We start from the raw sequence: 14,734 nt of genomic DNA, 5'->3' as shown, positions 1-14,734 counted from the left end.
CGTGCCGCAGGCGTCAGGATCGGTGTCAGGTCAGTGCCGGTCAAAGACCGTTTCAGGCAGAAAGATCGAGCAAAAGGAAAGAATTCGTGAAGCGGCGAGTCAAAGAAAAACGCCACAAGAACTGGCGCATTGCGGCGTGTTGAGAAAAATAAGGCTCTGTTGAATTTCAAGTGGGTTGCGGGGCATGAGGATTGATGGCCTGGAAGTCGAGCTTGCCGGCGATCAGGAAGATGACGGTTCTGATGGTGGCCAGGCGCACGAAGCCACGGGCGCGGCGCTTGGCGGCCTGGAACAGGCCGTTGATGGCCTCCAAGAAGCCGTTGGTCTGGCGGGTCTGCGCCCAGGCGACGATGCCCTCCAGGTGGCGACGCACGAGCGCGGCCACCTCCTTCATCGGTTCAACCTTGGAGTGCATGACGCAAGTGCACCAGTGCTGGAGCATGGTGCGCACGACGTTGATCTGCTTGCGCTCGAGGATCTCTCGCAGCTGCTCCTTGTAGACCCAGGCGCGGGCCGTGCGCACCGTGGTCATTCTGGCGATCAAGGCGTCCAGATCGGCGGCGGCCTCGGGCCTGAGGCGGCTGCGATCCTTCAGCAGCGACCAGCGCAGACCCTTGAGCGACTTGTCGCTGCGCTGCTCGATGCGGCGCATCTTGTCCACCGCCGCACTGGCATGCCAGACAACGTGGAACTTGTCGAAGGTGATGCGGGCGTTGGGCAGGAACTCAGTGCAGCCCTTGATGAAGGCGGGTGACATGTCGATGCTCACCGAGGTGATCTGCTCGGCCGGGCAGCCGTGCGCAGCAAGGTCCGCTGCCAGCGCTTGGAGCGTCTTGGCGTCACGGCCCTCGGTGACGAACAGCACCCGGCGTGCGGCGGCGTCGGCAGCCAAAGTGGCGTAGTCGTGGCCTCGGGCACGCGAGGTCTCGTCGATGGCCAGAGCCGTGACCTGGCTGAAGTCGGCCAGGCCCAGGGCGATCTCAACGTAGCGCTCGCACACGGCCATCACCCGGTGGGCCGACTCGCCCACGATGCGCGCCACGGCGGCAAACGGCATCTGCTGCGCCAGCATCAGGATCAGCGCCTCGAACAGCAGCGTGAAGGTATCCGTCCGGCCAACTCACCTGGACGGATTTGCATTCCTTTGATCTGGCGCGCTGCTACGGGGCTGCCGCAAGCTTCCAGCGATGCGGCAGCAACTCATCAATGCGGCTGGCCGGGTGCGTGGGCAGGCGCTCCAACACGTTCTTGATGTAGGCGTAGGGCTCATGCCCGTTGATGCGCGCCGAGTGCAGCAGGCTCATGATGGCCGCCGCCCGCTGGCCTGCGCGCAGGCTGCCGGCGAACAGCCAATTCGAGCGGCCGATGGCGATGGGCCGGATCTGGTTCTCCACCCAGTTGTTGGAGATCGGCACATCGCCGTCCTGCACGAAGCGCGTGAGTTGCGTCCAGCGCTTGAAGCTGTAGTCGATGGCCTTCATCGTGGCCGAGCCCGGCGGCACCAACTGCCGCTGTCTGAGCAACCAGCGATGCAAGACCGCTAGCACCCGACGTGACTTGCGCTGCCGTATCTTCCTTCGCTCATCGCCAGGCAGTTCCTCGATCTCGCGCTCGATCCTGAACAGCACCTGGAAGTAGCGCAGCGCTTGGTGGCCGACCGCGCTGGCGTGGTTGGCCCACAGGTCGTTGAATTTCCTGCGCGCGTGCGCCATGCATTGCGCCGATGTCACGCCCTTGGTCGTCGTGGCGGTGTAGCCGCCAAAGCCGTCGGTAACCAGCGTTCCCTGCCAGGCTCGCGGGGTGTCGAGCTTGAGGAACTGCTGAACGTTCTCGCCGCTGCGGCCCTCGGTGAACTGGAAGACCACGGCCTTCGTCGCGTTCAAGCTCGTGGTGCAGTACGACCAGATGTAGGCCTTGTGCGTCTTGCCGTCGCTCAGGTGCTTGGGCTTGAGCATGGCCACCGGCGTCTCGTCGGCGTGCAGCACCGCATGGCGGCGCAACTCGTCGGCCAGCGCGTTGACCAGCGGCTGCAATTGCGCCCCGCACTCGCCGACCCACTGCGCCAGCGTCGAGCGGGCGATCAGGTGGCCGGCGCGCTCGAAGATGGCTTCCTGGCGGTACAGCGGCAGGTGATCCAGGAACTTGGCAACCAGCAGGTGCGCCAGCAGGCCGGCGCTCGGGATGCCCTTGTCGATGACGTGTGCCGGCACCGGCGCCTGAACAATCCGCTCGCAGCAGCGGCATGCCCACTTGCCACGCACATGGCGCTCGACGCTGAACACGCCGGGCTGGTAGTCCAGCCGCTCGGCCACGTCCTCGCCGAAGCGCTGCAGGGGCTGCCCGCAATTGCAGGTGGTGTCCACCGGCTCGTGCAGCACGTCGCGGCGCGGCAGATGCGCTGGCAACGGGGTGCGCTTGGGCGTCTTCTTCTCGGTCTTGTCCTTGGCCTTGTCGTCGGCCTGGCCCTGCTCGCGTTCGATCTCCCGTTCGAGTTCGGCCAGGTCGGCGTCCAGCGTCTCCTCCAGCAGACTCCTTTGCTCGGGTGCCAGGCTGGCAGCGAAGCGTTCGCTGGTGGCGGCGAACTTCATCCGCTTGAGCACGGCCATCTCGTGCGTGAGCTTGTCGATGAACGCCTGCTTGAAGGCGATCTCGGCGTCGCGCTGCTGGATCTGCGCCAGCAGCGACTGCACGGCCTGGCGCATCTGCGGCTGCAGGGTGTCCAGTTGCTCGGCGCTGATCATGGACGTGATCCTGCCGCGCCGAAGCGCCCTGCGCATCGGCACATCCGGCAATTGCAAGGGTGGTTCAGATCACACGGATGATCCCCGCATCGCCCAGCCGCTGCCAGGGCAGGCCCAGCACCAGGGCATCGAACTGCGGCCGCGTCAGCTGCAGCGTGGCGCTGGCGTCGGCGGGCCAGACGAACTTGCCGGCGTTGAGCCTGCGAGCGGCCAGCCACACGCCGATGCCGTCGTGCACCAGCACCTTCATGCGGTTGGCGCGCCGATTGGCGAAGAGGTAGGCATGGTTCGGGTGCGCAGCGCCGAAGACGCCGACCACGCGGGCGAGTGCGGCCTCGGTGCCCAGGCGCATGTCCAGGGGCTGTACGGCCAGCCACACAGCATCGACCTTGATCATGCGCGTCTCAAGCCAGTACGTCGCGCAGCCAGGCGGCGCTGCGCGCGTCCATCGGCAGGCTGGCGCTGACACTGGTGGTGCCGCGGCGGATCTCCACCGTGACGCGTTCGGATGCCGAGGGGGCAGCGCTCGGCTCGGGCGCGGCAGGTGTTCGATCACCGAAGTCGGCCAGCGTCACCGGCACGAATGCGGGTGGGCTCATGGCGGCCTGGGTGCGCGTCGCCGCGGATGCATCGTCGGCCATCTCCGACTCGCGCACCCAGCGTCGCAGCATGTTCGCGTTCAGGCCGTTGGCAAGCGCCACTGCGGCGACCGAGCCATGGCCTTGGCGGGCCATCGCGATGACATGCGACTTGAACTCATCGCAGTGCCGCCGCCAGCTCCGCTTGGGTGGCCGCGCCACACCGGGATCGGGTTGGGAAGTGTCCATGTGTCCACGCATTTGTTCGTGGACACAAGCATCCAGGGCCGGCTGCGGCAATTCAAGGTGGGTTGGCCGGACGGTTACGCGTGAAGCCCGACAGGCGCCCGGCAAAGTCCGGCTCGACCAGGCGCACCGAGCCGTTGGGCAGCTTGACACGAGGCGTGCGCACCTGCAGGTGGCATTCGTGCTGGAAGAAGTTCAGGTGCCGATAGGTCTTGGTCACGGTGTCGTGCACCGGGTGCGCACCTTCGTGTCCGGAGATCGTGAAGCGCGTGCCCGGCTTGAAGTCGATCAGCACCGTCAGCACCTTGGCCGCTTCGTCGAACTCCACCGTGTCCACCACCCAGGGCTGGGCAATCCCCAGCGCCACCTCAAACAGCTTGGCCGTCATCACTGCCCCCCGCTTCTATGCCCACCAAGGCCCAAGATTACCCACTCGGAATTCAAGAGAGGCAAAAATAATGAGGTGATGCGGCTAAGGAAGGTCTGAACAAGTGCATGTTTCTTGCATGAGGCACAGGGTCACGCAGCGGAGCCACATCGATGAGCCAGATCAGTTTCTCGGACGCGGAGCAAGCGGGCAAGAGGAAGAAGACGCGGCGCGAAGTCTTCCTCGGCGAGATGGAAGTGGTGGTGCCGTGGAAGGCGCTGCTCAAGGTGATCGAGCCGCACTACCCGGTGGCGGGTCGGGGCCGCAGGCCGTATCCGCTGGAGGCGATGCTGCGAGTGCACCTGATGCAGAACTGGTTCGCGCTGAGCGATCCGGCGATGGAAGAGGCGCTGTACGAGATCGCCTCGCTGCGCACGTTTGCCGAGCTGGATCTGGCGGCGATCCCTGACGAGACGACGATCCTAAACTTCCGCCACCTGCTGGAGGCCAACGACCTGGCCGAGGACATCCTCAAGACGGTCAACGCGCACCTGGCCCGCAAAGGCCTGCTGCTCAAGCGCGGCAGCATCGTGGACGCCACGATCATCGCCGCGCCGAGTTCGACCAAGAACGCCGAGGGTGGGCGCGACCCCGAGATGCACCAGACCCGCAAGGGCAAGCAGTGGCACTTCGGCATGAAGGCGCACATCGCGGTGGATGCCGACAGTGGTCTGGTTCACACGGTCACCACCACGGCGGCCAACGAGTCCGACGTCGAACAGATCGGCGATCTGCTGCATGGCAAGGAACAAGACGTGTGGGCCGACTCGGGCTACCGGGGCGCGCAGCGCCGAGTGACCCGAGATGATCGGCACTGGCACATCGCCGGCCGGCCCAGCGACATGGCCAAGCTGCCCGAGGGGCGTGCGAAGCAGAGGCTCAGGAAGCAGGAGTACCGCAAGGCCAGCGTGCGCGCAAAGGTCGAGCACCCGTTTCGGGTCATCAAGTGGCAGTTCGGGCTGGTGAAGGTCAGGTTCCGGGGGTTGGCGAAGAACACGGCCCACGTGGTCACCCTCTTCGCGCTGTCGAACCTGTGGATGGCGCGCAAGAAGTTGATGGCGATGGTGGGAGTCGTCCGCCTGCAGATGGCATGACGCACGAACAACGCGGCGCGATGCGCCCAAAATCCTCGAAGCGCCGGCACTCTTCCGGGCCGAACCAGTTCGCACGGCTCAATGCCATCGCGTTCTTGCCCTGTTCAGACCTTCCCTAACCGCCAACAGTCAGAACTTCGGCGATTCTTTCGGTGGCGCGTACGGGGTTTCGCCGTCGCCATAGAACCGCTTGCGCGTGGCTTCGGCGACCCGGTTGCACAGAAGGTCACCCAACTTGGGGCGGCCGGCTTTGCATTGCCGCCGCAGCTCCTTGAGCCGTTCGGGGTTGGCTGCCAGTTCTTCCACCGTTGGAATGCTGACCTCTGAGACGGCGGCCTTTTGAGGCGTCTCGGACTGGCCGCAGGCTGTCAGGGCTGCCACGAACAGGAAGGGGATGATCTTCTTCACGGCCTCGGTTCCTCCGGTGGATCGGGATGGAGGTCCGGTATGGGCCCGGGCGACTCCGGTGACTCGACGGCCTGCACGCGCTCAATGAACCGCGCCAGCACATCGGACGAGTTGCCTTCGAGACGCAGCAGGTAAGTTGTCAAAGGCGGCACGCGCGATGCCAACGGCCGGGCCACGACGCCAGGCTCGCGATTGGCAGCAATGCGTGCGGCGCCGACCAGTCCCAGCGCGAAGCCGGCTGATACCAGGGCCATCATCAGGTCAGTGGATGCCACCCGCTCTGCAATCAGTGGCTCCATATCCGCGCGGCGTAGCACCCGCTCAACGTGCTTGGCATGGCCTTCACATGCCTGTGGATCGCACAAGACCAACGGATAGCGCAAAAGTTCGTCTAAAGGAATGCGCTTATGTGCCAGTAGGGGGTGCCGAGCGGGCACTGCCACTATCAGCGCATCGCTCCAAGCGGGCACGGAAACGATGCCATTGCCAACTTCGTTGGACTGGGCGAACCCTACGTCATAGAGATCGTCATGTAGCCCTTTGATCTGCTGCGACAGCGGCACCTCGAAGAGGCGAATCTCGACCTCAGGTTCTTCTTGGCGACAAAGTACAAGCAAAGCGGATAGGCGCGACAGCGTGATACCGTCGGACAGAGCCACGCGCAGTTGCCTGTGAAAGCCATTGGCTGCCGCTTTCACGCTGTCACGCGCTTGTTCCAAGGCAGCAAACACGCGACGCACGTGCTCAAGGAACAGATTCCCGGCTCGGGTTAGCCGCGTGCTGCGTGTGGTGCGAGCAAACAAAATCACGCCTAGTTCTTCTTCCAGTTCCTTGATGGCGCGCGATAGCGGCGACTGCTCGATATACAATCGCTCGGCGGCGCGGGCGAAGTGGAGTTCTTCGGCCACAGCCAGAAAGCAGCGCAAATGACGAAGTTCCATATCCCGTTCCTCACTAGGTGACTGGCAAAGCCTTGTGGTGATGCATGGCCGAGTGACCTGCCCCAACGCGCGCATTGCCTTCGATAAGTTCTACTTCGTTGCCCACGCCACAAGCGATGTTGACTAGACGCCTCACCTTGGACAGAAGATCGAACCGGATCTCGAGGGCTCATGCTGGGCGTTGATCAGAGACCGCATCCGCCAGCCCGCCTTCCTACGGGCCGATCTGAGCAGCCTCATCACCCAAGTTGCGACCAAGCGCACGGCGCGCGAGCCTTTACCGAAAGCGGCTGCACGAGTTCCCCGTTCGGAAGCAGACCATCGTTGCGTGCGAGATGCGCACCCAGTGGTACACGACCTTCATGCGCTCCGGGGTTGAGCCGAGGAGGGGCGCTTGTCTGATCCGCAAACATTTCGAGGACATCGTTGCCTAGACGCAAGTCCGTCAGACCAACGGCTTCTTCCATGCGGCTAAGCGCAAGGCGCGCGTCTACCCGCTTCGCCACCAGGTGAACCGTATTCTTCCTGAGCACAGGCAAGCACAACTTCGTTCAGATAGGCCCGCAACTGCTTAACCCACGCAAAGTCGGAAAGAGTCTGTAGCGAAAGAGCCCTTGATTCACCTCCAGACTTGCTTGGGTAAACTGAAAATCCTTTCAAATTGGTATGAATTTCTCGCCGTCACCCACGCAGGGCGTTGACGAAAATCCTCGGCAGCTTGGTCCAGCTGGGTTTGAACTGGAAGTCGGTCAAGAGACGGCCAATCACATCTTGCCGCCGGTTCGTGATGAACCAAGGTGGCCGAGGAAGGAGCGTTGGATGCAGTGAGAGCAGACTGCGAGGGAATGGTCGCCATGGGGCGGATATGACGGTACGCTCCGTTCCTTCAAGCATGAACGAGTTATGTACCGTCCCAATACCAGATTGCGGATCGCGCGACGACCCTCCGGGAAATCCTCCCCAGGGGCAGGGTGCAAGCAGAAATCCCAATCCGGTCCAAGCATTCACGGCGATGGTGCCGTAGCGCAGCTTTTGAAGCAGTTCTTCGAAGCGTTGACGACCGATCTCTCGCACAGTCTTGGGGTGAATCAGAATATTTGCCCCCAGGGTGCCGTACAAACGGTCATTAGCGTACGCAATGGCTGATTCAAGGTACGACCCCGCATCTTTATATTCGAAGGACTTTATTGCTAACGCCGTGCCGAAGACTTCGTGCTGCGCCAGCCATGGCTCATCGCCCCGATCCATGTTCGCAAGAATGCACGCAGGCGCAAGCAGACCACGGTCGATCGCATCCGAACCTCCGGCGTGGGCGGCAAACTCTTCGATGCGCTGCTCGTTGCCAGGGTAGTAGGCCTCCCGCTGCCCGAAGCGCGACATGACATTGGACACAGCAGCCAAAAGTTTGTCCGTGTGTCGCCAGCCACGAGGCACGATCAAGGTTTGGCACGCCACGCAGTTAAAGCCGGAGTTGTGCAACTTGTGCGTTGCTATCTGTTCGGCCTGAAAGCGGATGTCCGCGTTCGACCACGGCCCGGGCACCACAATGGTGGGGCAGACTGCGCCCAGTTCGGACGTGATCTTTCGATGGTTCTTCGGTGTATTCGCGGCCTTGTTGCGTGCGCCTTCTTCTCCGATGCCCCAGACGATGGCATCGTGGGTGGCCTTTGCGCCGGTGATGTGGATTTCCTCTACCAGCGGATGCTCGCACAGGTAGGCACCCACGGCGCCATCGCCGCGAATGATGCGTAGCGCGTCGCATTCGATCAGGGGCCGCAGGGCTGCCTTGAGATAGTCGGTCAGGTAGTCGTTGACCGGATTCATCTTCAGCAGAACCACCTGGTTTTCGATAAACAGCTTCTGAAATGCATCGAGAGGCGAGATGGCCGCGATGTTGCCTGCCCCCAAGACTAGGGCCACCTTACCGCGCCGCTGTTCGGGAGGGATGTCATAGGCGACCGCCGCATGTTGAGCGAGACTGGCCTCGGAGATTCCCTTTTGCATCCAGACTTCAGCTGAGACCCCGGATAGGAGCAACCGATCCCAGATCGAATGGGGCAGAACTCTAACCGCCAATTGCCCATTCTTGAGGTGGCCCAAGGGCAAGTGCTCAAGATATTCCTTTCTATCAATGGCACCGAGTGTCTGCATCAACCCGTTGCAGGCGCCCATGAGGGCGTAGGGGCCGGAGAGCCATTCCTCCCCGGCCAGCGGCGATGCATGCGGAATGCGCTTCTTCCGGGCAGCTGTCTCCGCCCACCCCTGCGCAACCTGCATCAGCGCTGGCTTGATGCGGCCGAGAATAGCAATCCGATCGGCGACCGAGGTTTTTGCCCAGTGGTGCTTGGCCCCATCCAGTGCCTGCAAGTCCTGATCCAACAGGGCCTGAATATCGAAATTTGGGAGAGCGGCCCCCATCACTGCGTGCTCTCCGTGGTATTGCCGGTCAGGAGGCTGCCGTAGGCTTCGCGGAGCCTGTTCTTGAGCACCTTCCCCGTGCCACTGAGTGGCAGCACATCAACGAAGACGGCTTTGTCGGGGATCTGCCAGTCCGGCAGGCGTCCTTTGAAGCAGGCCAGAAGGTCCGCTTCGGACACATTCGCGCCTTCCTTTTTCACGGCGACCAGAACCGGTCGTTCGTCCCACTTCGGGTGGGGCACGCCGATGGCCGCCGCATTGGCGATGGCAGGATGTCCGATAGCGATGTTCTCGATCTCGACCGATGAAATCCACTCTCCACCAGACTTGATGATGTCCTTGGCGCGGTCGCGGATGACCATATAGCCGTTGACATCAAGCGTTGCTATATCACCGGTGTCGAACCAGCCATCACTGGTCAGCGCACTGGATTCGGCGCCGAAGTAGCTGCTGACGATCCAGTGCCCCCTGATCTGTAGTTTGCCCGGGGATTTGCCGTCGTTCGGCAAGACTGCGCCGCCGTCATCGACCACGCGCAGCTGAACGCCGTAGGGTGGTCGTCCCTGCCCCAGTCGCACTTCGCTCTGCCGCTGAGGATCAAGATGGATGTGGCGAGCCAGTGGTTGATTCAGGGTGCCCAGCGGGCTCGTTTCGGTCATGCCCCAGGCATGGATCAGTTCGACACCGAACTCGTCCCGGAACGCGGCGAACATCGACGGCGGCAGTGCCGCGCCGCCAACGATGGTGCGTTTCAAGCTTTTGGGCTTGGTGCCGCGCGCCCTCAACGCCGCCAGCAGTCCCATCCAGATCGTGGGAACGCCAAGTGCCAGACCGACTTCCTCGTCGTCGATCAGGGTGGCGAGACTTGGGCCGTCAAGGTTCGGGCCAGGCAATACCAGTTTCGCTCCCTGCGCCGCCGCAATGTAGGGCACTCCCCAGGCGTTGACGTGAAACATGGGAACAACCGGCATGACAGCATCGCGGGCCGAAACGCCAATGCCGTCCGGGCTGTTGCCCGCCAACGCATGCAGCACCGTGGAGCGGTGGCTGTAAAGCACACCCTTCGGATGTCCCGTAGTGCCGGAGGTGTAACACAACGAAGAAGGTAGATCCTCGTCAATGCTCGGCCACGGGTAGTCGGCGTCGCCCGAGGCGACCACCTCGTCGTAGAACTGCAAGCCATCCAACATGCCCGATGCCTCCTCATCGCGTGGCCCCATGAGAATGACATGTTTGACGGTGCTCAATGCCGACCGAAGCTTGGCCACAATGGGCAGAAAGGTCCGGTCGATGAACAGCACCTGATCATCGGCGTGGTTGACGATGTAGATCAGGGTTTCGGCGGACAGGCGCGGATTGACTGTGTGGCACACCATGCCCGCGCCGGAAACGCCATAGTAAATTTCCAAATGTCGCCGATTGTTCCATGCAATGGTCGCGCAACGCTCGCCCGATTGCACGCCCAGCTTGGCCAGCGCTGACGACAGGCGTCGCGCATTGATCTCGACTTGACCCCAGGTCGTGTGTTCGATCCCGCCCGTGGTGTTGACGGAAACGACTGGCGTATCGGCATGGTAACGCGCAGCATGGGCGATGAGACTGGAGACGAGCAAAGGCTCGCGCATCATTTTTCCGAGCATTTTTCTACTTTCTTTCAGAATTGGTATTTGAGGCCGACGTCGACAACCAGAGGATTGAGGCGAATGGAGACTGAAGTAGACGGTCCACCAAGCGCAAGCATCGTGCCAGCGGCCTTTAAGAGGTTTTTCTATTGGTATGCAAGAAGTAATGCACCAGATTTACCTGAGGAGTGCGCTCTCGTATGCTTGGCGTTCGTTCTTTCGGGAAATCTGGGCTGGGTGTCCATGTGCTCGTTTAATGAGGTCCGCAGCCCTCTCGGCGATCATGATCGTTGGCGCGTTGGTGTTGCCGCTGATCAAAGTCGGCATGATGGAGGCATCGACGACACGCAAACCTTGCAGACCATGTACCTTCAGCTCCGCATCGACCACGGCCATTGGGTCCACACCCATCTTGCAGGTGCCGACCGGGTGGTAAATGGTGTCGGATCGATCTCGAATGAGCTGGCCCCATTGCGCATCACTCATGCCATCGGTAACGCCGAACAATTCGCGCCCACGGTACTTGGCCAAGGGGGATGCCAGCATTATCTCTCGTGTGGCCTTGGCCCCTTGGACCAGGAGCTTCACGTCACGCTCGTCAGACAGGAAGCGCGGATCAATTCCTGGGTCGTCCAGCGGGTTGGGTGATTGCAAGAACACCTCGCCACGCGAGTAAGGGCGCAGATTGCAGACGTGGCACGAGAAACCATACCCAACATGCAGTTTGCGCGCGTGGTCGTCCACGATCGAGATCACGAAGTGCAGTTGCAAATCCGGCCGATCCACGTCAGGGGCGCTCTTGAAGAATGCGCCGCCCTCGGCAAATGGGGTGGCAAGCATGCCGCTGCCATCCTTGCGCCAACTGGAAATGTGGCCCAGCATGTCCACTGACCCTTTGAGTCCGATGCCGAAGTTGTCAGTGTCCTGGGAGGTGTAGGCCAGAATGAAATCCAGGTGATCCTGCAAGTTCTGGCCAACACCGGGCAACTCATGCACCATGCGGATGCCGTGATGGGTGATGTCTTCCGGGCGCCCGACGCCGGACAGCTGAAGAATCTGCGGTGAACCAAAGGCGCCGGCAGCCAGAATGACCTCCCGCTTGGCCCTGACCTCGTGTTCGGCACCGCCGGCATGGTAGGCCACGCCCACGGCGCGCTTGCCCTCGAAGATGATCCGGCTGGCGCGGGTATTCGTCTTGATCGTGAGATTCGGCCGTTGCCCCCGCAGAGGATGCAAGTATGCGGCTGCAGCGGAGCAACGCTCGCCTCGGCGGGCAGCATCGTGGAATTGCGTGACCTGATACAAGCCAACGCCTTCGTTGTCTCCATCATTGAAATCGGCACGAAACGGAATGCCGCGCTGCTTGGCTGCCTCAATGAACGCAAGCGTGATCGGCCTGGGGCTACGCTGCTCGGACACATGCAAAGGTCCATTCCCGCCATGGAGCTTGCTCGCTCCACGCTCGTTGTTCTCTGCCTTCAGGAAATACGGCAGCACCGAGTTCCAGTCCCACCCTTGACACCCCAGGTCGGCCCAGTGATCGTAGTCCTGACGCTGTCCACGGACATAGAGCATGGCGTTGATGGCCGAAGATCCGCCAAGGGCGCGGCCCCGCGGTTGATAGCCCCGCCGACCATTGAGGTTCGGCTGAGGTGCGGTGTTGAATGCCCAGTTATTGATCTTGCCCTTGCCTGGCATCATGACCACCGTTCCAGCTGGCATGCGGACGACCAATGAGTCGCCTTGTCCGCCCGCCTCAAGCAGGCAAACACTGATGCGGGAGTCTTCGCTCAGCCGCGAGGCCAAGGTGGCGCCGGCAGAGCCGCCGCCTAAGATGATGTAATCGAAATTCATAAGAGCCCACGAAGGAGCCGATGGCTCCGAATTGAAAGAAGGGAGTGGAAGGAGCAGCGAGCGTGTTCAGCCAGCCGCCAATTCCTTGTTCCATTGGCGTGGGTCGTAGAAACGCAATGCCTTCAGGCCACTTTTCTGGTTTGCACGCAGCGCCAACTCCCTCTCCTCTGGCGTGGCGTAGTGCCGATCCCACTCCATGAGCTTGGGGATCATCATTCGCTGCCAAAGCGGCGGAATCATCGTCAGCAGTATCGTGGTAAGGTAGCCAGCGGCCATTGTCGGGGCCTCCGGCAAGGGCATCAAGTTCTGGTAAGGCACCTCGCCTTGGGCATGGTGGTGCGAATGCCGACTTAGATTGAACATGGCCCAGGAACTCATTCTGGCATTGGTATTCCATGAGTGCCGTAGTTGTACAGCCTGATCGGGAGCGCGCACCATGCCGTAATGCTCCATGTAGTTCACGATTTCGAGCAGGGATTTTCCCCACAGCGCGCTGCCGGTAAATCCAAGCACGCCGATCCATCCCGCCATCCAGTAGGCGATCGCCACGAGCACCGCACTCATGAGCAATCCGCGGATATAGGCGTTGCGCAAGGAGATCACCGGAAGATGCTTGCGCTTGAGGCGTTCGGCTTCGATGCGCCAGGCGCTGGCGTTGCCGCGAATGGTGGAGATTACGATGTGCTGATACACATTGCGTCCTCGCGGGGCCGTGGCCGGATCATGCTCGGTCGACACATAGCGGTGATGCCCGTAGACATGCTCGATGGCGAATCCCACGTCGAAGCTGAAAGACAGCAGCCAACGGCCAATGAACATCGAGACCGGCTCCCAAGTGCGATGCGTCAATTCGTGCGCCGTGATCGTTCCCAGCACGCCAATCACGAAGCCAGTCAATATGCCTCCAGTGAGGTGGTGCCAAAAGCCCGTCGCCTCCCGGGCGGCCAGAACGTCATAGTGGGTGAGATGGGCTACCCATGCGCCGAATCCCAACGGATCACCGGAAGAAAGCGTCCAGATGTAGGCAAATACGATCAGCGCCACCAGGGGCAGGATGAACCACAGTTGCACCGTGAGAATCCACGGTGATTTGTATTTTGGCGTTCGGGTATCGTTGCCCAACAGCGCATCACCGCCAACGTAGAAGGCGAGAAAGCCGAGCAGCCCCAAACTGGTGTAGGCGCCGCCCGCCAGAATGGAGACCAAAGCACCGATCCCCGCCCCATGCAAAAGGAAGAACTTCAGATAGTCCAAGATATTGGCTGGCACACGCTCAACGGTAGGCAAGCCGACAGCGCCGTAGAAGCCGGTGTGGAGCTTGGGCGCCTGATCGACGAAGCGGTCCGCGTGCAAATTCGTGTCTGCAATACCACGCTGGCGCAGGACGGCGATGGCCGAGTCGATCATGGCCGGCGGGCCGCACAGATAAGCCGACGTGGCGCCCCCAAGCAGTTCTGGAATGTGCTCCGTCACCAAGCCAGTGCGCCCGTCCCAGGGCGATGAAGGGTCGGCCTCGGACAGAACCGGCACGAACCGGAAGTTCGGCCAATCCTTTTCGTAGGCTGCCATCTCGTCGAGCGCGTACAGATCCTTCTGGCTCCGAGCGCCAAACAGCACCGTCACCGGCCGCGTGTCGCCCGAGCGCTTCATGTCTTGAAGCATCGCGAGGATGGGCGCCAAGCCGCTGCCACCAGCCACCATAAGGACTGGCCCCCGGCCCGGGCGCATGTAAAAGTGACCGCCGGGGCCGCGCACGGCGACCGATTCGCCCACATGCGCCTGGTCCACGAGATGCCCGGACACCCGCCCCCCCGGCACACGGCGCACCGTGAAACTCACTTGGCGATCATTGCCAGGTGCGGCCGAGAATGAATAGCTGCGAGGAGCATCCCACATCGAAGTCAGCGTGACCTCTGCAAACTGGCCGGCACGATAGCGAATCGGCGTGTCCAGTTGAATGTCGATTCTCGCGATGTCGTGAGTCAGCATTTGCTTGCCGACGATCACGCCCTTGACCGGAGGGCCATCGATCGCACCCTCCCGATCCAGCTCGATCTTCACATCGCTGCGCAGGCGGCTCTGGCAGGCCAATATGAACCCGTCGGAGATTTCCCTCTCCGTCAGCAGGTACGCCGTCTCGGTCAGTTCGTCAACCTTGCCGCTCTTGAGCTTGCACTTGCAAGTCCCGCAGCCGCCGACACGACAGATGGAGGGAATGTTGATGTTCTGGCGTTGCGCTGCCTCCAGCAAAGTTTCATCGGGCTCGACGGTGATGGTCTGCCCGTTTATCTCCGCTTGGTGCAAGCTTCTTCCGTGAAGAAAATTCATCGCAATTGTCTCCTAATGAATGTTTTTTTCCTTTTTTATTAGACTTCGCCACCACTTTCTGTCGCAAGCGCATAAAC

At 61.7% G+C, this 14,734-nt stretch carries 10 protein-coding genes and 2 pseudogenes; 1 reads left to right on the top strand and 11 read right to left on the bottom strand.

Going from position 1 to position 14,734, the window contains the following annotated elements; genetic code table 11:
- Window positions 1–166 precede the first annotated feature (166 nt).
- The 5 genes and pseudogenes from CJU94_RS03610 to CJU94_RS03590 form a co-directional block, all read right to left on the bottom strand.
- Window positions 167–1,117: pseudogene (locus tag CJU94_RS03610) on the bottom strand (ISL3 family transposase); the annotation flags it as partial.
- Window positions 1,118–1,160: 43 nt separating this feature from the next.
- Window positions 1,161–2,741 (bottom strand): IS66 family transposase, encoded by a 1,581-nt coding sequence (gene tnpC / locus CJU94_RS03605; RefSeq protein ID WP_024100066.1) that lies wholly within the window; start codon window positions 2,739–2,741, stop codon window positions 1,161–1,163.
- Window positions 2,742–2,805: 64 nt separating this feature from the next.
- On the bottom strand, window positions 2,806–3,138 hold the full coding sequence (tnpB, locus tag CJU94_RS03600; protein WP_024100067.1) for an IS66 family insertion sequence element accessory protein TnpB: 333 nt from the start codon (window positions 3,136–3,138) through the stop codon (window positions 2,806–2,808).
- Between the two features lie 7 nt (window positions 3,139–3,145).
- On the bottom strand, window positions 3,146–3,568 hold the full coding sequence (locus CJU94_RS03595; protein ID WP_041025200.1) for a transposase: 423 nt from the start codon (window positions 3,566–3,568) through the stop codon (window positions 3,146–3,148).
- A 79-nt stretch (window positions 3,569–3,647) separates the two neighbouring features.
- Window positions 3,648–3,953: pseudogene (locus tag CJU94_RS03590) on the bottom strand (ISL3 family transposase); the annotation flags it as partial.
- 152 nt (window positions 3,954–4,105) lie between these two features.
- On the opposite strand from CJU94_RS03590, the gene CJU94_RS03585 reads away from it, so the two are divergent.
- On the top strand, window positions 4,106–5,086 hold the full coding sequence (locus CJU94_RS03585; RefSeq protein WP_024100070.1) for an IS5 family transposase: 981 nt from the start codon (window positions 4,106–4,108) through the stop codon (window positions 5,084–5,086).
- A 129-nt stretch (window positions 5,087–5,215) separates the two neighbouring features.
- Here the strand turns inward: CJU94_RS03585 and CJU94_RS03580 are convergent, their stop codons facing one another.
- From CJU94_RS03580 to CJU94_RS03555, 6 genes are all read right to left on the bottom strand, one after another.
- Window positions 5,216–5,494 (bottom strand): EexN family lipoprotein, encoded by a 279-nt coding sequence (locus CJU94_RS03580; protein WP_024100071.1) that lies wholly within the window; start codon window positions 5,492–5,494, stop codon window positions 5,216–5,218.
- Window positions 5,491–6,435 (bottom strand): LysR family transcriptional regulator, encoded by a 945-nt coding sequence (locus CJU94_RS03575; RefSeq protein ID WP_024100072.1) that lies wholly within the window; start codon window positions 6,433–6,435, stop codon window positions 5,491–5,493. The genes CJU94_RS03580 and CJU94_RS03575 overlap by 4 nt, the downstream gene beginning before the upstream one ends.
- A gap of 681 nt (window positions 6,436–7,116) precedes the next feature.
- A complete protein-coding gene (locus CJU94_RS03570) occupies window positions 7,117–8,853 on the bottom strand; it encodes an aldehyde dehydrogenase family protein (protein ID WP_024100073.1) in 1,737 nt (578 codons plus the stop codon).
- A complete protein-coding gene (locus CJU94_RS03565) occupies window positions 8,853–10,493 on the bottom strand; it encodes a long-chain fatty acid--CoA ligase (protein WP_024100074.1) in 1,641 nt (546 codons plus the stop codon). The genes CJU94_RS03570 and CJU94_RS03565 overlap by 1 nt, the downstream gene beginning before the upstream one ends.
- Window positions 10,494–10,652: 159 nt before the next feature.
- Window positions 10,653–12,329: a GMC family oxidoreductase gene (locus CJU94_RS03560; protein ID WP_041025201.1), complete on the bottom strand. Its 1,677-nt coding sequence runs from the start codon at window positions 12,327–12,329 to the stop codon at window positions 10,653–10,655.
- Window positions 12,330–12,395: 66 nt separating this feature from the next.
- On the bottom strand, window positions 12,396–14,657 hold the full coding sequence (locus CJU94_RS03555; protein WP_024100076.1) for a fatty acid desaturase: 2,262 nt from the start codon (window positions 14,655–14,657) through the stop codon (window positions 12,396–12,398).
- Window positions 14,658–14,734 lie beyond the last annotated feature (77 nt).

It is taken from the genome of Paraburkholderia aromaticivorans (genome assembly GCF_002278075.1).
GTDB lineage: Bacteria > Pseudomonadota > Gammaproteobacteria > Burkholderiales > Burkholderiaceae > Paraburkholderia > Paraburkholderia aromaticivorans.
Note: the sequence above shows the minus strand (reverse complement) of the source record. Positions and strands in the feature narration are given on the sequence as shown.